This window comes from Pseudomonas sp. KCJK9016, assembly GCF_046231795.1.
Classification (GTDB): Bacteria; Pseudomonadota; Gammaproteobacteria; order Pseudomonadales; family Pseudomonadaceae; genus Aquipseudomonas; species Aquipseudomonas bananamidigenes.
Map to the genome: position 1 here is coordinate 242,166 of NZ_JBJJMM010000004.1, position 17,017 is coordinate 259,182.

Below are 17,017 nucleotides of genomic sequence, written 5' to 3' on the forward strand. Positions count from 1 at the left end.
CCCTGTGTCCTCATCCACGCCTTGAAATCAGGCGAAAATCCACACCAGACCCTGCATGGCCAGCCAGGCGAACACCCCCGCCAGCACGTCATCGAGCATGATGCCGACGCCGCCATGCACATGCCGGTCGATCCAGCGGATCGGCCACGGCTTGAGAATGTCGAAAAAGCGGAACATCAGGAACCCGGCGAGCAACCAGTACCAGCCTTCCGGCACCAGCCACAGGGTGATCCACATCCCGACCATCTCGTCCCAGACGATGCCTTCGTGGTCGTGTACCCGCAGATCGTCGGCGACCTTGCCGCACAGCCAGAAGCCGAACAGCATGGTGATACCGAGCATCAGCCAGTAGCCCCAGTCGGGCAACATCTGCCACAACGGTATAAAGGGTAGCGCAACCAGCGAACCCCAGGTGCCCGGTGCCTTGGGCAAGGTGCCCGAGCCGAAGCCGAACGCAATGAAATGCCAGGGATTGCGCCAGACCGACGGCGGAACGAATTCGCCGGGAACCTGTTTCGGGTGATCTGTCACGGTGACTCCTGAAAATGTTGATAACCCCGGATTTGCGGAGTGATGTCGTGTCCTTCGCGGTCCAGCAACACGACGCCCTGCCCTTCGGCCACACGTCCGATCACATGGATCGGCCAACCATCGGCGAGCAGCGCCGGCAACTCGATGGATGGCAGCGTGAAGGCCAGCACGTAATCATCGCCACCGCTCAAGGCCGCCCGTTCGGCGCCACCCTGGCCGAGAAAAGCCACCAGCGCATCCGACAGCGGCACGCGCTCGCGCTCGATTTCGAGGCGAACTCTCGAGGCCTGGGCGATATGGCCGCAATCGGCGAGCAGGCCATCGGAGATATCCAGCGCCGAAGTGGCCTTGCCCCGCAGGGCCTGCCCGAGGGCGAGTTGCGGTTGCGGCGACCAGTAATGATCGAGCAGCGGCCGGGCGATATGCGGGTCGGCCTCACGCTGCCCCAACACCAGCGGCAAGGCGCCGGCGGCATTGCCCAGCTCACCGCCGACGCACAGCAGATCGCCAGGCTGCGCGCCACTGCGGGTCAGGGCCTGGCCGGTCGGGACGCGACCGAACACCGTGACGGTGAGGCTCAACGGCCCACGAGTGGTGTCGCCGCCGACCAACGCCACGCCACAGCTTTGCGCCATGCGGTTCAAACCACGGGCGTAGGCTTGCAGCCAATCGGCAGTCACCGTCGGCAAGGTCAGGGCAAGGGTAAAGGCAACAGGCGTGGCGCCCATGGCGGCGAGGTCGCTGACCGCCACGGCCAGCGAACGCTGACCGAGCAGAAACGGATCGCAGGGATCGGCGAAATGCACGCCGGCCACCAGCGTATCGGTGGAAATCGCCAGCTGTTCCCCGCAAGGAACCGCCAGCAAGGCGCAGTCGTCACCGATCCCCAGTGCAACGCCCTCACCGCCCTGCGCACAGGGCGCGGCGGCGAAGAAATTGCGGATCAGCTCAAACTCGCCCATGGCCGAGAAAAAGTGTTCAAGCGCGGATCAGCGCTTGAACGCCTTCACTTCAGCTTCACGCAGGCGCGGAGCCAGCTTGTCGAGCACGCCGTTGACGAACTTGTGGCCGTCGGTGGAACCGAACACTTTGGCCAGCTCGATACCTTCGTTGATCACAACGCGGTACGGCACGTCGACGCGCTTGAGCAGCTCCCAGGTGGACAGGCGCAGAACCGCCAGTTCGACCGGATCCAGCTCTTCGATCGCCAGATCCAGGCAAGGGGTGAGCGCGTTGTCGATTTCGGTACGATTGGCCGGAACCCCGTGCAGGATCTCGCGGAAATACGCGCCATCGACATCGGTGAAATCGTTGTCGACCCGGAACTGCGCTTCGATCTCGTTCAACGACTGCCGAGCCATGTGCCACTGATACAGGGCCTGAGTCGCGAGCTGACGGGCTTCGCGGCGCTTGGCGCTTTTCGATGGCTTGCCGGCATCCGCAGGTTTCGGATCGCGCGGGTTGAAACGATCGCTTTCGTCGCTAATCACTTGGCCTCCAACTGCGCCAGCAGGCTGACCATTTCCAGAGCGGACAGGGCAGCTTCAGCACCTTTGTTGCCGGCCTTGGTGCCGGAACGTTCGATGGCTTGCTCGATGGAATCGACGGTCAGGACGCCGAAAGCGACCGGTACGCCGAACTCCATGGACACCTGGGCCAGGCCCTTGGTGCATTCGCCCGCCACGTATTCAAAGTGCGGAGTGCCGCCACGAATGACCGCGCCCAGGGCGATGATTGCTGCGAACTCGCCTTTCTGGGCGACTTTTTGCGCAACCAGCGGGATTTCGAAGGCGCCAGGCGCGCGGATGATGGTGATGTCGCTTTCGCTCACGCCGTGGCGAACCAGGGCATCGACTGCACCGCTGACCAGGCTTTCAACCACGAAGCTGTTGAAACGGCCCACTACCAGAGCGTAGCGGCCTTTAGGGGCGATGAAGGTACCTTCGATGGTCTTCAGGGTCATTCGTCAGATCTCTTAAAGAGCCGGGACGCGTCTGTTTGGCGTCCCTCAGTGATTTATTTGCCGCGAATTCGGGTCCGGAAACAACCGGGCATTATTCGGAGGGCACGTATTCTACAACTTCCAGATCGAAACCGGATATCGCATTAAATTTCATTGGCGCAGACATCAGGCGCATTTTGCGCACGCCGAGGTCACGCAGGATCTGCGAACCGGCACCGACGATGCTGTAGGTGGTCGGCTTTTTCACCGCCGCCTGATCGCCGGTTTCGCGGATGTGCGCCAGCAGCACGTCGCCATCGAGCGGGTGACCGAGCAGCAGCACCACACCGCTGCCGGCCTCGGCAACAGCGGCCATGGCGGCGCGCAGGCTCCAGCGGCCCGGCTGCTTGACCATCAGCAGGTCGCGCAGCGGGTCCATGTTGTGCACGCGAACCAGGGTCGGCTCTTCGGCGCAAACGGTGCCCAGGGTCAGTGCCATGTGCACGTCGCCTTCCACGGAATCACGATAGGTCACCAGGTTGAATTGGCCCAGCTCGCTGTCCAGCGGCTGCTCGGCAATCCGCTGAACGGTACGTTCGTGGATCATCCGATAGTGGATCAGGTCGGCGATGGTGCCGATCTTGATGTTGTGCTCCGCGGCAAAAGCTTCCAGTTCGGCGCGACGGGACATGGTGCCGTCGTCGTTCATCACTTCGCAGATCACCCCGCTCGGCTCGAAGCCGGCCATGCGCGCCAGGTCGCAGGCGGCTTCGGTGTGACCGGCGCGGGCCAGGGTGCCGCCGGCCTGGGCCATCAGCGGGAAGATGTGGCCAGGGCTGACGATGTCTTCGGCTTTCGCGTCTTTCGCCGCGGCCGCCTGCACGGTGCGCGCACGGTCAGCGGCAGAAATGCCGGTGGTCACGCCTTCGGCCGCCTCGATCGAAACGGTGAATTTGGTACCGAAACCGGAACCGTTGCGCGGCGCCATCAGCGGCAGCTTCAGGGTTTCGCAGCGCTCACGGCTCATCGGCATGCAGATCAGGCCACGGGCGTGCTTGGCCATGAAGTTGATGTGCTCGGCCTTGCAGCATTCGGCGGCCATGATCAGGTCGCCTTCGTTCTCGCGGTCTTCGTCATCCATGAGGATGACCATCTTGCCTTGGCGGATGTCTTCAACCAGTTCTTCGATGCTATTGAGCGCCACAAGGCACCCCCTTCAGTCAGGATTTGAGGTAGCCGTTGGCGGCCAGAAAGCTTTCGGTGATCGTACCGCCGGCGCTCGGCTCTGCAGCCTTGTCGCCCAACAGCAGGCGTTCGAGATAACGCGCCAGCAGGTCGACTTCCAGGTTCACCCGGCGACCCGGCTTGTAGGACGCCATGATGGTTTCGCTCAGGGTGTGCGGAATGATCGTCAGCAGGAATTCGGCGCCATCGACGGCGTTCACGGTCAGGCTGGTGCCGTCGACGGTGATCGAGCCTTTGTGGGCGATGTATTTGGCCAGCTCTTTCGGCGCGCGGATGCGAAATTCCACGGCGCGGGCATTGTCGCTGCGCGAGACCACTTCGCCGACACCATCGACGTGACCGCTGACCAGATGCCCGCCGAGACGGGTGGTCGGGGTCAGGGCTTTTTCCAGGTTGACCGGGCTGCCGCTTTTCAGGTCATTCATGGCCGTGCAGTCGAGGGTTTCGCGACTGACGTCGGCGGCAAAGCCGTTGCCCGGCAGTTCCACGGCGGTCAGGCACACGCCGTTGACCGCAATGCTGTCGCCGAGTTTGACGTCGCTCAGGTCGAGCTTGCCGGTTTCGACATGCACCCGCACATCACCGCCCTTTGGGGTCAGTGCGCGGATACTGCCGATGGATTCGATGATGCCGGTAAACATGGGGTTCTCCTTGAGAACGAAGCCAGCGCTAAAACGATGGCCGGGAATTATACGCTCGCCGACGGGACAGGGATTGCAGTGACTCGCCAGTCATCGCCAACCGCGCGAATTTCAGTGATTTTCAGCTCCGGCGCATCCTTCATAAAGGCCAGCGGCCAGTCCAGCAACGGACGCGCCGTGGAGCCGAGGAATTTGCCGGCGATGAAGATCACGAACTCATCGACCAGACCGAGCCGGGCAAATGCGCCGGCCAGTCGCGGGCCGGCCTCGACCAGCACTTCGTTGACGCCGCGATTGGCCAGTTCGATCAGCAGTCGATGGAGATCGACCTGACCGTCGTCACCCGGCACGATCAGGCACTCCGGGCCGTGGGCATACTGTTCTTCGATGGCCACACATGTGGCGACCAGCGCCGGGCCGGCCTTGAAGAACGGCGCCTCCAGGGGCACCCGCAGACGTCCGTCGATCAGCACCCGCAATGGCGGACGGCTCAGGGCCAGCGCGGTCTGCCCGGCATCCAGCCCCAGTTCATCCCCACGCACGGTCAAGCGTGCGCCATCGGCCAGCACCGTGTCGGCGCCGGTCAGCACCACGCTGGCCTGGGCGCGCAAGCGCTGCACCGCAGAACGTGCCGCCGGGCCGGTAATCCACTGACTTTCGCCGCTCTCCATCGCCGTGCGCCCGTCGAGGCTCATGGCCAACTTGACCCGCACGAACGGCAAGCCGTGTTCCATGCGTTTGAGAAAACCTTGGTTGAGCTGGCGGGCTTCGCTTTCCAGCACACCGCTTTCAGTGGTGATGCCGGCATCGGCCAGACGCTGCAGACCGCGCCCGGCAACTTGCGGATTCGGATCGCGCATCGCCGCGACCACCCGACCGACCCCGGCATTCACCAGCGCATCGGCGCAGGGCGGCGTGCGGCCGTGATGGCTGCAGGGTTCGAGGGTGACATAAGCGGTGGCGCCCCGGGCCAGTTCGCCCGCAGCGCGCAGGGCGTGGACTTCGGCGTGGGGCTCGCCGGCGCGTTCATGCCAGCCTTCGCCGACAATCTGCCCGTCGCGCACGATCACGCAGCCGACCCGTGGGTTGGGATGAGTCGTGTAATGCCCTTTGCGCGCCAGCTCCAGGGCCCGAGCCATGAAGCGGGCGTCGAGGATGGCCTGCTCGGCGGCGGTGGTCATTCTTTCACCGGTTCACGGGCGAGACGGTCGATCTCTTCGCGGAACTCGTTGAGGTCCTGGAAGCGGCGGTACACCGACGCGAAACGGATGTAGGCGACTTCATCGAGCTTTTGCAGCTCGGCCATCACCAGTTCGCCGACCACGAGGGATTTGACCTCGCGCTCGCCGGTGGCACGCAGCTTGTGTTTGATATGAACCAGCGAGGACTCGAGACGCTCGACGCTCACCGGACGTTTCTCCAGGGCGCGCTGCATGCCGGCGCGGAGTTTTTCTTCGTCGAACGGCTGGCGGCTGCCGTCGGTTTTGATCAGGCGCGGCAACACCAGTTCGGCCGTCTCGAACGTCGTGAAACGTTCGCCGCAGGCCAGGCATTCACGCCGGCGGCGCACCTGTTCGCCCTCGGCGACCAGACGCGAGTCGATGACCTTGGTGTCGTTGGCACCGCAGAAGGGACAGTGCATGGTGGCTGGCAACAAAAAAAGGGAGGGCCATGGTAGCGCATCCCGGTGGCAAGACAAGCCATAGGCTTTGCGGTATACAGACTGCCATGATCGTTTGATCCATGGATTTCATTTTGACGGAGCCACCCATGTCGCTACGACCGCTCGTTTTGCTCAGTGTTTTCAGCCTGCTGGTGGCCTGTGGCAGCGACGCGCCCAAGCCGCAGCCGCCAACGCCGGGCCCGGCACCGCAACAGGCGCAGAAAAAGGCTAAAGAAGCCGCCGACCTTGGTCCGCTGCCCGCGTATCAACGGGAATTGAGCGGTACGTTGCAGGGCGTACCGGCAGGCGCCGAAGTCGAACTGGCGCTGCTGGTGATCGACGAGAAAAGTCGCCCGCAACAGTTGCTCGCCAGCTCCAGCCTGATCGGCAACAACCAGGTCCTGCCGTTCCGCCTGCGCTTCAATCCTGATGCCTTCCCCGCCGGCGCGCGGGTTGAACTGCGTGGCCGCGCCACACAGTCCGGCCAGTTGATCCTGCACCTGCCGTCGCAGACCATCAGCCAGCCGACCACCCAGGCCCTGGGCCAGCTGCAATTTGTCAAAGCCCCATGAATGCACCGCTTGACCTGCAACAGGCGCTGGGCGAGCTGCTCGGCGACGCCCGACTGGTGGCCTGCCCGCTGCCGGACACTGACCTGAAACTGTGGCTGATCGACGGCGACAACATGGCCCGGGAATTCAGCCCGGAGGAAACCCGGCGGATCCTGCACGAACCGCCGTACTGGAGTTTCTGCTGGGCCAGTGGTCTGGCGGTGGCGCGTTATCTGGCGGAATTTCCCGAATGGGTGCGTGGCAAACGCGTACTGGATTTCGGTGCCGGTTCCGGGATCGCCGGCATTGCCGCCGTGAAGGCCGGTGCGCTGGAAGTGGTGGCCTGCGACCTCGACCCGCTGGCGATTGCCGCGTGCCGGGCCAACGCCGAACTCAATGACGTGCAGATGAGCTACTCCACGGACTTCTTCGCCGAGGCGGATCGCTTCGATCTGATTCTGGTGGCGGACGTCCTGTACGACCGCGAGAATCTGCCGCTGCTCGATGCTTTTCTCAGCCGCGGCCGCGAAGCGCTGGTGGCGGATTCACGGGTCAGGGATTTCCGCCATCCGCTGTACCGGCGGATCGAAATGCTCGAAGCCATGACCCTGCCGGATCTGGCCGAACCCGAAGAGTTCCGCCATGTCAGCCTCTACCACGCGGCCCGCGCCTGACCGTATAGTTGCCCCATTCACGCTTTCACGAGAGACCCCATGAGTCAGCAAACGCCGTACATCTTCGACGCCACGACAGCCGACTTCGACCAGTCGGTGATCGAGGCTTCCTTCCAAAAACCGGTGCTGGTGGATTTCTGGGCCGAATGGTGTGCGCCGTGCAAGGCGCTGATGCCGATGCTGCAAGGCATCGCCGAGAGTTATCAGGGCGAGTTGCTGCTGGCCAAGGTCAACTGCGACATCGAGCAGGACATCGTCGCCCGCTTCGGCATTCGCAGCCTGCCGACCGTGGTGCTGTTCAAGGACGGTCAACCGGTGGACGGTTTTGCCGGAGCCCAGCCGGAGTCCGCCGTGCGCGCCTTGCTCGAGCCTCACGTAAAAATGCCACCGCCGGCCGCCGCCGATCCGTTCGAACAAGCCCAGGCGCTGTTCGATGACGGTCGTTACGCCGATGCCGAGGCGGCCCTGGTGGTGATGCTCAACGAAGACAACACCAACGCCAAAGCGCTGATCCTGTATGCCCGCTGCCTGACCGAGCGCGGAGAACTGGGCGAAGCGCAAACCGTGCTCGACGCGGTCAAGAGCGATGAACACAAGGCTGCGCTGGCCGGAGCCAAGGCGCAGATCAAGTTCCTCGGCCTGGCCCGCGACCTGCCGGATGCCGCCGACCTGAAAAGCCGTCTGGCGCAGAACCCGCAGGACGATGAAGCGGTGTATCAACTGGCGATCCAGCAACTGGCCCGTCAGCAATACGAAGCAGCGCTGGATGCCTTGCTCAAGCTGTTCATCCGCAACCGCAGCTACGGCGAAGGCCTGCCGCACAAGACCTTGCTGCAAGTGTTCGAACTGCTGGGCAACGATCACCCGCTGGTGACCGCCTACCGGCGCAAGGTGTTCGCCGCGCTGTACTAAGCGCTTACTCGATCCAGCTGTAGAGCGGCGTATCCCCGCCGCTCGCCACTTTCACGTCCGACGAATGCCGCAGACGCACCAGCAGGCGCTTGCCCGCCGCCGCGCTGCCGGTCAGTCCTTCGAGCTGATCCAGCAACTCCGGCCCACTCAGTTGCCCGGCCTTGCGCAACAAATCCCTGGCGACCTGCCACAACGCGTCATCCTGATTGACCGGTTTCGCTACAGGCACCGTTGCAGCCTGCGGCTGGGCCGTTTGCACCTGCACGCCAAACTGCGAACCGAGCCGGGCCCAGTCGCTTTCATCCAGTTCCAGGGTCAAATCCACCGGCAAGTCGCCGACGGTTCCGCGTATTCGCAACATGACTTCGCTCCCGCACATTTCTGATCCGCATGCTCCCATGAGTCTTGTGTAACACCAAGTGTCCACGGCGCACGGATCACGGATCGTCTACTACATTTTTCTTTTTTCTCAGGGAAAGGATGCCCATGTCTTCAGGACGAAAACTGGCGTCGAAGGGAGGCCCGACCTCAACGGGTGGCGTGATTCTCGAAGGCAACGAAAACCTCCGGATCGAAGGAAAGATCATCGCATCCATCGGCCAGCTTGCCAGTTGCCCTGCCTGCGGACCTGGCAAGGGCCCGATCGTGGCGGTTGGCGAACGAACGTTGATGTTGCCTGCCGGTCCGGCGGCACTGGAAGGTGACTATGTCGCCTGCGGCTGCCCGCCGATGTCCAACAAACTGCTGACCCAGCAACACAGCGGGTTCGCCGGGATCGGCCGGCCCGCTCCCATCGATATGGGCCCGCCGATTGCGGCCCTGGCTTCACCTCGTTATCTGCAAGTGATCATCGAACGCCTGGACGACACCCAGAAACCAGGGCTGGCCTACAGACTCAAAGACAAGAAAAAAACTGCCGTCCTGCAAGACATCACCTGTAATGCAACAGGCGAAGGCTGCGAACACCCTGTAGAAAGCCACTCGGATTACGACACTCTGTTGGTCGGTGAAGAGTCCGAGTGGGCGTTTTACGCATATGAAGAACCCCTGAATCAGGACGTGCCATGAAGTCGGAAATCAAACTCGTCTTTAAAGACTTTCTGATGCAGCCGCCAAAAGGCGTGAAGTTTCAGTTGTTGATCGACGGACTTGTCATTGATGACAACATCGTTCAAAACGATGACAAACCCCGCATCTACTCGCTTGTTTCGGACAAGACTCAAACCACTATTACTCGCTCGGACGCCCAGAAATTACCTTCGATAAAAAGCCGAGACAGCTACGAAGTCACCGTTCAAATTGTTGGTAGCTCCGGCGCAAAAAAGGCAATGCATACAGCCACGCTGAATTCAGGTAAATCGCTGTCGATAGTTGCTGTATCACCTTGGGTAAAAGTGCCCCTGTCCACCAGCGGCAAAGTCTCTAATGACACATTCTACGAGGTCGAGTATGGCGTCAAACGGAGGAATGAAACCCGCACCGTAAAGGTGATCATCCAAGACATGCCGCGCCGCATACTGATGGAGGCGCTATCACACCGAGGCTCGACTGAATGGGCCGGCAACAAAGTCAAACATTCTTTACCGCATCCAACGCTTAAGAAAAGCGTGGAGTTCAGGGCGGAAACAAACAAGTGTAATGTGTTCGTCTATGACGTATTGACTGCCATCGGTGTCAACGTGGCAATGATTGAACATGGCTCTTCGAAATACATCCCGGGCTATTCCAAAGTGAGCCCGCCAACCGCAGGGGAATGGGCAGATGAGAATCGGCTGCTCAATAGTTGGAGCGCAGAAAAATCACCCCTGCCCGGAGACGTTGGTGCGTATGCTGTCAATTACTTAGATGCCAGCGGTCACGTCGGATTTGTTCTGACTCAGGGTGTCTGCATTTCAGCAAGCTGGGACAAAATCGAAGTCAACGACGTAGGCTTTCGAAACGCATCGGGTAATGCTGCTCGCGGTGACCACGACTTCACCATCTTCCGACGTTACAAGTACAGCAAACCACAATGAAACGACTCTGGATAATCCTGGCTGCCTCACTCCTGCTGGTTGTGGCATGGCGCTTTTGGTCACCTGCCGACCTTTCAGCCTGCACCTCCGAGGGCGCAGCGCCAGGGCCGTTGACCGCCATCGTTCACAATTACTTTGAAAGTAATAGACGTATCGGATGGCGGGATATGGATGACCGCTTCGACATACTTTCTACTCCCGAAGGCCAAAAAGTTGCCGGCCAACCAAAGCCGTACGCCTGTGAAGCGTTACAGATACTGCAAAATCCCGCGTTCAGTGAAAGTGAAAAAATCTTCACTACGGCATTGATGTTCCAGTTGCCTATCAGCCAGTACATGGGCTTCATGGATCGCAGCCATCAACTCTACTCAGAGCACAGAATAGGTGCGGAGGTCATGAAGGTGGTGGTACTTCCGCGCGGCACGGCGATCAACTACTGGTGGCTTCCAGCCTGGCGCCAGCGCTTCGCTCGCGATGCTCCGGATCTGCTCGACGAAAGTCTGATCCGCCATGTGCTGACAGGAGGCTACTGGTTCGACTATCCCGGCGCCGGATTCTGATTCAAAAATCGAGACGTTCAATCTACGTACCGCTCCGGGAACATCCCGGACGGTGCTCAGTCATGCCTTGCGCAAAGCGTTTCAGGCGGGCAAACTCTGCGGACTTTTGTTACAAGATTACATAACAAACTCTTCACTTTACTTCCCGGAGTCCGCCATGCGTCGTCTGCTGCTCGCTTTGCCGTTTGCCCTGTTGCCGCTGGCCATCGCCCAGGCTGCCGACGAACACGATCATGACCACGAGCATGGCAGCCTCGGTACCCACGAACATGGCGTGGGTCGCCTGAACGCCGCGCTCGATGGCCAGACCCTGGAGCTGGAGCTCGAAAGCCCGGCGATGAATCTGGTCGGTTTCGAACACGCCGCCACCAGCGACGCGGACAAAGCCAAGGTGGCCGCCGCTCGTGCGCAACTGGAGAAACCGGTCGTGCTGTTCAGTCTTCCTGCCGCTGCCGGCTGCAAAATTTCAAACATGGAGCTGGAAAGTCCGCTGTTCGGCGACGAGCCGCAAGCCGATGAGCCCGATCACGACGAACCTGCCAAAAAGGGTCACGAACACCATCACAACCACAGCGAGATCCACGCTCACTACCAGCTCAGTTGCGCCGCGCCTGGCGCCTTGAACACCCTGGATCTGGCAAACATTTTCAATACCTTCCCGGCCACCCAGAAAATCCAGGTACAACTGATCGGCCCGAGCGGCCAGCAAGGCACGGAAGTGACGGCCAAAGCCGCCGCCCTGAAATTCTGATCACGAACGGCGCCATGACCCAAGCACTCATCGAACTGTCCGACCTGGGCTTCAACTGGCCCGGTCACCCGCCGCTGCTGGACATCCCGGCGTTTCGTCTGGAGCGGGGTGAAACCCTGTTTCTCAAGGGGCCCAGCGGCAGTGGCAAGACCACCCTGCTCGGTCTGCTCGGCGGGGTACAGAAACCTGGTCGCGGCAGCATTCGCCTGCTCGGCCAGGAACTGACCGAACTGGGTGCCGGCGCCCGCGACCGCTTTCGCGTCGATCACACCGGCTACATTTTCCAGCAGTTCAACCTGCTGCCGTTTCTCTCGGTGCGCGAGAACGTCGAGCTGCCGTGCCACTTTTCGAAGCTGCGTGCAGAACGCGCGAAACAGCGCCACGGCAGTGTCGATCAGGCGGCCGCGACCCTGCTCGCCCACTTGGGTCTGAAGGATGAAAGCATCCTTGGCCGACGCGCCGACTCGCTGTCGATCGGTCAGCAGCAACGGGTCGCTGCCGCGAGAGCATTGATCGGTCAACCGGAACTGGTGATCGCCGACGAGCCGACCTCGGCGCTGGATTACGACGCCCGGGAGAACTTCATTCGCCTGTTGTTCGCCGAGTGCCGTGAGGCGGGTTCGAGCCTGTTGTTCGTCAGCCACGACCAGAGCCTGGCACCGCTGTTTGACCGTCACCTGTCCCTGGCCGAACTCAATCGCGCCGCCACGTCTGCCGAGGTCTGAGATGTATCTGTTCCGTCTGGCCATGGCCAGCCTCGCCAACCGCCGCTTCACCGCCCTGCTTACCGCGTTCGCCATTGCCCTCTCCGTGTGCCTGCTGCTGGCGGTGGAACGGGTGCGCACCGAAGCCAAGGCCAGTTTCGCCAGCACCATCAGCGGCACCGATCTGATCGTCGGCGCCCGTTCCGGCTCGGTGAACCTGTTGCTGTATTCGGTGTTCCGCATCGGCAACGCCACCAACAACATTCGCTGGGACAGCTACGAACACTTCGCCAGTGACCCGAAGGTGAAGTGGGCGATCCCGATGTCCCTCGGCGATTCCCATCGCGGCTACCGGGTGATGGGCACCACCGAAGCCTATTTCGAGCATTACCAGTACGGTCGCCAGCAACATCTGGAACTGGCTGACGGCCGCGCCTTTGCGAACGATCCGTTCGAAGTGGTGCTCGGAGCCGAAGTGGCCGAGGCGCTGCATTACAAACTCGGCGACAAACTGGTGCTGGCCCACGGCGTGGCGGCGATCAGTCTGGTCAAGCACGACGACAAACCGTTCACCGTGGTCGGCATTCTCAAGCGCACCGGCACGCCGGTGGATCGCACGTTGCACATCAGCCTCGGCGGCATGGAGGCGATCCACATCGACTGGCACAACGGTGTGCCGGCCCGTGGCAACGGGCGCATCAGCGCCGAGCAGGCGCGCAACATGGACCTGACGCCCCAAGCGATTACCGCATTCATGCTCGGTCTCAACAGCAAGATTTCCACCTTCGCCCTGCAACGGGAAATCAACGAATTCCGGGGCGAGCCGATGCTGGCAATCCTGCCGGGGGTGGCCTTGCAAGAGTTGTGGAGCCTGATGAGCACCGCCGAAAAAGCGCTGTTCGTGGTCTCGCTGTTTGTGGTGCTGACCGGGTTGATCGGCATGCTCACGGCGATCCTCACCAGCCTCAACGAGCGTCGCCGCGAAATGGCGATCCTGCGCTCGGTGGGTGCGCGACCGTGGCACATCGCGAGTCTGCTGGTGCTGGAAGCCTTTGCCCTGGCGTTGACCGGGGTGGTCGCCGGGCTCGCGTTGCTGTACATCGGCATTGCCGCAGCTCAGGGTTATGTGCAGGCCAATTACGGGTTGTATCTGCCGCTGGCCTGGCCGAGCGAGTATGAATGGACGCTGCTCGGTGGCATTCTGGCTGCCGCGCTGCTGATGGGCAGCGTGCCGGCCTGGCGCGCGTATCGCCAATCCCTGGCCGATGGCCTGTCGATCCGTTTATGAGGATGTTCACCATGCCCCGCGCCGTGCTTGCGCTGCTGTTGCTGGTCGCCCTGCCCGTGTGGGCGGCGGCACCGAAAGACCTGACCTGGTCGGAGATGATCCCGCCGGACGCGGCGCCCGAGGTGCCGAACATGACACCGCTGCACGACCTGTCGAAGATGGGCGACGCGTTGTCCGCCGAATCGGCGCCCGCCGCAAAACAGGACATGCCCAACGCCCCGGTGGTGCAAAGCCTCGACGGCCAGAACATTCGCCTGCCGGGCTATATCGTGCCGCTGGAAGTCAGCGAGGAAGGTCGCACCACGGACTTCCTGCTGGTGCCGTATTTCGGCGCGTGCATCCATGTGCCACCGCCACCCTCGAACCAGATCGTGCATGTGAAAAGCGCCGTCGGCGTGAAGCTCGACGAGCTGTATCAGCCGTACTGGGTCGAAGGACCGTTGCAGGTCAAACCGTCCACCAGCGAACTGGCCGATGCCGGGTATCAGATGGAGGCGGACAAGATTTACGTCTATGAGCTGCCGGAGTAATTCCGGCAATCAGTTATAGCCCGCCAAATCGGCTTCGCGAGCAAAGGTTCCACAAAAAAACCGTCCATCACTGTTTCATTGAGCTGAGTCAAAAGACCGTATCAGACGGATTCGTACCATAGGACATCAAACATTTTTAACGTCCTTTGGGAGCTTCCATGAACAAGTCCTTGCTCAGCGCTTCGCTGTTTGCCCTCGCGCTCGCAGCCCCGCTCGCCCACGCCCACGAAGCCGGCGACATCATCGTTCGTGCCGGTGCGATCACCGTCAACCCGAAGGCTGACAGCTCCAGCGTCAAGGTCGATCAGGGTCCGCTGAGCGGCACCAACCTGGGCGGCAAGGCGACCATGAGCAGCGACACCCAACTGGGCCTGAACTTCGCTTACATGCTGACCAACAACATCGGTATCGAGCTGTTGGCCGCCACGCCGTTCGAACATGATGTGAAGCTCAAGGGCACTGCCCTGCCGGCGGCCAACGGCAAACTCGGCACCCTGAAACACCTGCCGCCGACCCTGAGCGTCGTCTACTACCCGCTGGATTCGAAGTCGGCGTTCCAGCCGTACATCGGCGGCGGCATCAACTACACCTGGATCTACGACGAGCACGTGGGCAGCGAAGCCCAGTCCAACGGCTTCAGCAACTTCAAGGCGAAAAATTCCTGGGGCCTGGCCTGGCAGGTCGGTGCCGACTACATGCTCACCGACAACATCATGCTCAACGCCCAGGTGCGTTATATCGACATCGACACCCGCGCCACCGTCGAGAACAACGCTGTGGCCCCGGGTACCCGCGCAAAAGTGAATGTGGACGTCGATCCATTTGTGTACATGGTCGGTCTGGGCTACAAGTTCTAAGCAAGCACTCAAAGAACGTTCACGTGGTGGTGAATGAGGCTTGGTGGCGGGCAGGCTCAGAACTGACGGCGATGTTACGCCATCGACCGGGGAGCAAAGCTCCCTCGCTACAGGAAATGTGTTGAATTCCGGCCGTGAAAAAGGCGCCTGTCAAAAGGCGCCTTTTTCACGTCTGCGAGAAGCTCAGCGGCCGAGCAGACGCGCCAGGCCGACGCTCATCGGCGTTTGCGCCGGGCACTTGAAGCGCTCGAGCAAGCGACTGTTGTTCGCCCGCGAATGACGAATATCGCCGGAGCGCGCCGGGCCGTAGCTGACCGGCGGCAGCTCTCCGACAACGGCCTCCAGTGCGGTCAGCATCTGCTTGAGGTTGGTCGCCTGATTCCAGCCGACGTTCACCGCACCGAATTGCACTTCAGGTTGTTCCAGGGCCTGCACCAGCACATCGACCAGGTCTTCGACGTACATGAAATCCCGGGTCTGCTCGCCGTCGCCGAACACGGTGATCGGCAAACCTTTCTGTGCGCGCTCGCTGAAGATGCTGATCACGCCGGAGTACGGCGAGGACGGATCCTGGCGCGGGCCGAAAATGTTGAAGAAACGGAAGATCGCCGGTTCCAGACCGTGCTGACGACGGTAAAAATCGAAGTAGTGTTCGCCCGCCAGTTTGTCCGAGGCGTACGGTGTCAGTGGTGCCTTGGGCGTGTCTTCGTCGATCGACTGGCCTTCGCCATTGTTGCCATAGACCGCTGCGCTGGAGGCAAACAGCACACGCTTGACGCCCGCCTGACGCATGGCTTCGCAGACATTGAGCGTGCCGATGAAATTGCTCTGGTGAGTCTTCACCGGATCGTCCACCGACGCCTGCACCGAGGCCACGGCGGCCAGGTGTGCTACGGCGCTGCAACCTTGCATCGCTTGAGCGACCAGTGCGGCATCGGCGACGTCGCCGACGATCAGTTCGACCCTGGGATTGTCCAGCGGCAGGTTGCTGCGTTTGCCGGTCGACAGGTCATCGAGGATCCGTACCGAATGGCCGTTGGCGAGCAGCGCGTCAGTCAGGTGCGAACCGATGAAACCGGCGCCGCCAGTGATTAAAACAGGGCCTTCAGCCATGACGATAAAACCTATCCAGTAAGCCCGGGAGCGCGGCACGCCAGGCGCGCGGCTTGATCCCGAAAGTGTGCAGAATTTTCTTGCAGGCCAGCACCGCGTGTTGTGGCTCTTCGGCGGCATCCTCGCGCGCGGCGTGGGCCTGGGCGGTCGGCTCTTCGATCGCCAGCGGATGCAGGCTGCGGGCCTCGGTGAGAATCGCCTGCCCCAGTGCCAGCGGCGTGGTCGCTTCATGGCCGGCGTAGTGATAAGTGCCCCACAGCGGCGCGGCGCAGTCGAGTTGCTTGAGTACCGAAATGATCACCCGCGCTGCATCGTCGACCGGGGTCGGATTGCCCCGACGGTCGTCGGCCAGCAGCAACTCGTCCGGTTGCTCGGCACGGGCGAGAAAGCGCCCGAGGATGCCGTCCGGGCTGTCGTCGAGCAGCCAGCCGAAGCGCAGCAATACGTGTTGCGGACAGGTGGCTCGCACGCTCTGTTCGATTCGCCACAGGGCTTGCCCCCGCAGGCCCAATGGCACCGGCTCGTCCTTTTCGCTGTAGGCAGTGGCACGGGAGCCATCGAATACCCGGTAGCTGGACGGCTGCACCAGCACGATATTGTGATGCTGGCACAGCTCGGCCAGCCGTTCGATGGCGCGCTCCTGGCCCGACAGACGGCTTTCGCTGACAGTTTCCGCCTGGAACCAGTCGAAATAGTAGGCAAGGTTGATCAGTGCATCGGGACGGGTGTCGTCGAGCAGTTGTGTCAGGCTCGCGGCATCCCAGCCGTCTTCGGGCGGGCGGGGAGCAAGAAAACCGATGTCTTCTTCTGCACCGAGGCGAATCAGCGCCTGCCCAAGGGCATTTCCGCCGCCCAGTAACATAAGGCGCATTCGCATAGAGTCAGCAGGCCCAGTCTGATTGAAACGATGGCTTTGGCGACAATGCGGGGGGCACCGTCGTCGATAATTGCCGGAATCGTTGCATTTTGCGGGTTTAGTGCGCAACCGTCACCCGTAAAGTGTAGATCCCCGGCGGTACTTGCAACTTCCCCCGTCCACC

At 61.7% G+C, this 17,017-nt stretch carries 22 protein-coding genes; 11 read left to right on the forward strand and 11 right to left on the reverse strand.

The annotated features are described in order from the left end of the window. Positions 1-27: 27 nt before the first annotated feature. The 8 genes from ACK6BI_RS05665 to nrdR all read right to left on the reverse strand — a co-directional run bounded on the left by ACK6BI_RS05665 (position 28) and on the right by nrdR (position 6,001). Entirely contained in the window at positions 28-531 is a 504-nt protein-coding gene (locus ACK6BI_RS05665; RefSeq protein WP_065259550.1) for a phosphatidylglycerophosphatase A, read from the reverse strand. Next, on the reverse strand, positions 528-1,493 hold the full coding sequence (gene thiL / locus ACK6BI_RS05670) for a thiamine-phosphate kinase (protein WP_409316307.1): 966 nt from the start codon (positions 1,491-1,493) through the stop codon (positions 528-530). The genes ACK6BI_RS05665 and thiL overlap by 4 nt, the downstream gene beginning before the upstream one ends. A gap of 27 nt (positions 1,494-1,520) precedes the next feature. Further along, entirely contained in the window at positions 1,521-2,021 is a 501-nt protein-coding gene (gene nusB / locus ACK6BI_RS05675) for a transcription antitermination factor NusB (RefSeq protein WP_065259548.1), read from the reverse strand. Continuing rightward, on the reverse strand, positions 2,018-2,494 hold the full coding sequence (ribE, locus tag ACK6BI_RS05680; RefSeq protein WP_003228649.1) for a 6,7-dimethyl-8-ribityllumazine synthase: 477 nt from the start codon (positions 2,492-2,494) through the stop codon (positions 2,018-2,020). The genes nusB and ribE overlap by 4 nt, the downstream gene beginning before the upstream one ends. 91 nt (positions 2,495-2,585) lie before the next feature. Then, positions 2,586-3,677: a bifunctional 3,4-dihydroxy-2-butanone-4-phosphate synthase/GTP cyclohydrolase II gene (gene ribBA, locus ACK6BI_RS05685; RefSeq protein WP_065259547.1), complete on the reverse strand. Its 1,092-nt coding sequence runs from the start codon at positions 3,675-3,677 to the stop codon at positions 2,586-2,588. 16 nt (positions 3,678-3,693) lie between these two features. Further along, the gene (locus tag ACK6BI_RS05690) at positions 3,694-4,359 is read right to left on the reverse strand and encodes a riboflavin synthase (protein WP_085633561.1); all 666 of its coding nucleotides are present in this window, start codon (positions 4,357-4,359) and stop codon (positions 3,694-3,696) included. A gap of 47 nt (positions 4,360-4,406) precedes the next feature. Continuing rightward, complete coding sequence (gene ribD, locus ACK6BI_RS05695) at positions 4,407-5,540, reverse strand: bifunctional diaminohydroxyphosphoribosylaminopyrimidine deaminase/5-amino-6-(5-phosphoribosylamino)uracil reductase RibD (protein ID WP_409316308.1); 1,134 nt, start codon at positions 5,538-5,540, stop codon at positions 4,407-4,409. Continuing rightward, on the reverse strand, positions 5,537-6,001 hold the full coding sequence (nrdR, locus tag ACK6BI_RS05700; protein ID WP_003228656.1) for a transcriptional regulator NrdR: 465 nt from the start codon (positions 5,999-6,001) through the stop codon (positions 5,537-5,539). The genes ribD and nrdR overlap by 4 nt, the downstream gene beginning before the upstream one ends. Positions 6,002-6,129: 128 nt before the next feature. Here nrdR and ACK6BI_RS05705 point away from each other — a divergent pair, with 128 nt between their 5' ends. From ACK6BI_RS05705 to trxA, 3 genes are read left to right on the forward strand one after another with little or no spacing between them, the layout of a single operon-like run. Continuing rightward, entirely contained in the window at positions 6,130-6,594 is a 465-nt protein-coding gene (locus ACK6BI_RS05705; protein WP_409316309.1) for a YbaY family lipoprotein, read from the forward strand. After that, positions 6,591-7,247, forward strand: coding sequence for a methyltransferase (locus tag ACK6BI_RS05710; RefSeq protein ID WP_085732990.1), 657 nt, complete (start codon positions 6,591-6,593; stop codon positions 7,245-7,247). Before ACK6BI_RS05705 ends, ACK6BI_RS05710 begins: the two co-directional genes overlap by 4 nt. Positions 7,248-7,286: 39 nt before the next feature. Then, entirely contained in the window at positions 7,287-8,159 is an 873-nt protein-coding gene (trxA, locus tag ACK6BI_RS05715; RefSeq protein ID WP_065259542.1) for a thioredoxin, read from the forward strand. A gap of 4 nt (positions 8,160-8,163) precedes the next feature. Here trxA and ACK6BI_RS05720 read toward each other — a convergent pair whose 3' ends face one another. Continuing rightward, positions 8,164-8,520, reverse strand: coding sequence for a hypothetical protein (locus tag ACK6BI_RS05720; protein ID WP_409316310.1), 357 nt, complete (start codon positions 8,518-8,520; stop codon positions 8,164-8,166). Positions 8,521-8,645: 125 nt separating this feature from the next. Here ACK6BI_RS05720 and ACK6BI_RS05725 point away from each other — a divergent pair, with 125 nt between their 5' ends. From ACK6BI_RS05725 to ACK6BI_RS05760, 8 genes are all read left to right on the forward strand, one after another. Continuing rightward, the gene (locus tag ACK6BI_RS05725) at positions 8,646-9,227 is read left to right on the forward strand and encodes a PAAR domain-containing protein (protein ID WP_409316311.1); all 582 of its coding nucleotides are present in this window, start codon (positions 8,646-8,648) and stop codon (positions 9,225-9,227) included. Further along, on the forward strand, positions 9,224-10,174 hold the full coding sequence (locus ACK6BI_RS05730) for a CHAP domain-containing protein (RefSeq protein WP_409316312.1): 951 nt from the start codon (positions 9,224-9,226) through the stop codon (positions 10,172-10,174). Before ACK6BI_RS05725 ends, ACK6BI_RS05730 begins: the two co-directional genes overlap by 4 nt. Next, on the forward strand, positions 10,171-10,734 hold the full coding sequence (locus ACK6BI_RS05735) for a hypothetical protein (protein WP_409316313.1): 564 nt from the start codon (positions 10,171-10,173) through the stop codon (positions 10,732-10,734). Before ACK6BI_RS05730 ends, ACK6BI_RS05735 begins: the two co-directional genes overlap by 4 nt. 157 nt (positions 10,735-10,891) lie before the next feature. After that, positions 10,892-11,485 (forward strand): DUF2796 domain-containing protein, encoded by a 594-nt coding sequence (locus ACK6BI_RS05740; protein ID WP_409316314.1) that lies wholly within the window; start codon positions 10,892-10,894, stop codon positions 11,483-11,485. 14 nt (positions 11,486-11,499) lie between these two features. Then, complete coding sequence (locus ACK6BI_RS05745; RefSeq protein ID WP_409316315.1) at positions 11,500-12,210, forward strand: ABC transporter ATP-binding protein; 711 nt, start codon at positions 11,500-11,502, stop codon at positions 12,208-12,210. 1 nt (position 12,211) lies between these two features. Beyond that, positions 12,212-13,477, forward strand: coding sequence for an ABC transporter permease (locus ACK6BI_RS05750; RefSeq protein ID WP_409316316.1), 1,266 nt, complete (start codon positions 12,212-12,214; stop codon positions 13,475-13,477). Positions 13,478-13,488: 11 nt separating this feature from the next. After that, complete coding sequence (locus tag ACK6BI_RS05755) at positions 13,489-14,007, forward strand: DUF3299 domain-containing protein (protein ID WP_065259623.1); 519 nt, start codon at positions 13,489-13,491, stop codon at positions 14,005-14,007. Between the two features lie 158 nt (positions 14,008-14,165). After that, positions 14,166-14,864, forward strand: a complete 699-nt coding sequence (locus tag ACK6BI_RS05760) for an OmpW family protein (RefSeq protein WP_065259536.1) — start codon at positions 14,166-14,168, stop codon at positions 14,862-14,864. Positions 14,865-15,047: 183 nt separating this feature from the next. Here ACK6BI_RS05760 and ACK6BI_RS05765 read toward each other — a convergent pair whose 3' ends face one another. Then, positions 15,048-15,977, reverse strand: coding sequence for an NAD-dependent epimerase/dehydratase family protein (locus tag ACK6BI_RS05765; protein WP_409316317.1), 930 nt, complete (start codon positions 15,975-15,977; stop codon positions 15,048-15,050). Next, positions 15,970-16,854 (reverse strand): sugar nucleotide-binding protein, encoded by an 885-nt coding sequence (locus ACK6BI_RS05770; RefSeq protein ID WP_409316318.1) that lies wholly within the window; start codon positions 16,852-16,854, stop codon positions 15,970-15,972. The genes ACK6BI_RS05765 and ACK6BI_RS05770 overlap by 8 nt, the downstream gene beginning before the upstream one ends. Positions 16,855-17,017: the final 163 nt, after the last annotated feature.

Bases quoted from the DNA above. Each gene is read 5' to 3' on its own strand.
- ACK6BI_RS05770 (WP_409316318.1), bottom strand. From the start codon at position 16,854: ATGCGAATGCGCCTTATGTTACTGGGCGGCGGAAATGCCCTTGGGCAG.
- thiL (WP_409316307.1), bottom strand. From the start codon at position 1,493: ATGGGCGAGTTTGAGCTGATCCGCAATTTCTTCGCCGCCGCGCCCTGT.
- ACK6BI_RS05690 (WP_085633561.1), bottom strand. From the start codon at position 4,359: ATGTTTACCGGCATCATCGAATCCATCGGCAGTATCCGCGCACTGACC.
- ACK6BI_RS05735 (WP_409316313.1), top strand. From the start codon at position 10,171: ATGAAACGACTCTGGATAATCCTGGCTGCCTCACTCCTGCTGGTTGTG.
- ACK6BI_RS05745 (WP_409316315.1), top strand. From the start codon at position 11,500: ATGACCCAAGCACTCATCGAACTGTCCGACCTGGGCTTCAACTGGCCC.
- trxA (WP_065259542.1), top strand. From the start codon at position 7,287: ATGAGTCAGCAAACGCCGTACATCTTCGACGCCACGACAGCCGACTTC.
- ACK6BI_RS05725 (WP_409316311.1), top strand. From the start codon at position 8,646: ATGTCTTCAGGACGAAAACTGGCGTCGAAGGGAGGCCCGACCTCAACG.
- ACK6BI_RS05720 (WP_409316310.1), bottom strand. From the start codon at position 8,520: ATGTTGCGAATACGCGGAACCGTCGGCGACTTGCCGGTGGATTTGACC.
- ACK6BI_RS05705 (WP_409316309.1), top strand. From the start codon at position 6,130: ATGTCGCTACGACCGCTCGTTTTGCTCAGTGTTTTCAGCCTGCTGGTG.
- ribD (WP_409316308.1), bottom strand. From the start codon at position 5,540: ATGACCACCGCCGCCGAGCAGGCCATCCTCGACGCCCGCTTCATGGCT.
- nrdR (WP_003228656.1), bottom strand. From the start codon at position 6,001: ATGCACTGTCCCTTCTGCGGTGCCAACGACACCAAGGTCATCGACTCG.
- ACK6BI_RS05765 (WP_409316317.1), bottom strand. From the start codon at position 15,977: ATGGCTGAAGGCCCTGTTTTAATCACTGGCGGCGCCGGTTTCATCGGT.
- ACK6BI_RS05740 (WP_409316314.1), top strand. From the start codon at position 10,892: ATGCGTCGTCTGCTGCTCGCTTTGCCGTTTGCCCTGTTGCCGCTGGCC.
- ACK6BI_RS05730 (WP_409316312.1), top strand. From the start codon at position 9,224: ATGAAGTCGGAAATCAAACTCGTCTTTAAAGACTTTCTGATGCAGCCG.
- ACK6BI_RS05750 (WP_409316316.1), top strand. From the start codon at position 12,212: ATGTATCTGTTCCGTCTGGCCATGGCCAGCCTCGCCAACCGCCGCTTC.
- ACK6BI_RS05760 (WP_065259536.1), top strand. From the start codon at position 14,166: ATGAACAAGTCCTTGCTCAGCGCTTCGCTGTTTGCCCTCGCGCTCGCA.
- ribE (WP_003228649.1), bottom strand. From the start codon at position 2,494: ATGACCCTGAAGACCATCGAAGGTACCTTCATCGCCCCTAAAGGCCGC.
- ACK6BI_RS05755 (WP_065259623.1), top strand. From the start codon at position 13,489: ATGCCCCGCGCCGTGCTTGCGCTGCTGTTGCTGGTCGCCCTGCCCGTG.
- ACK6BI_RS05710 (WP_085732990.1), top strand. From the start codon at position 6,591: ATGAATGCACCGCTTGACCTGCAACAGGCGCTGGGCGAGCTGCTCGGC.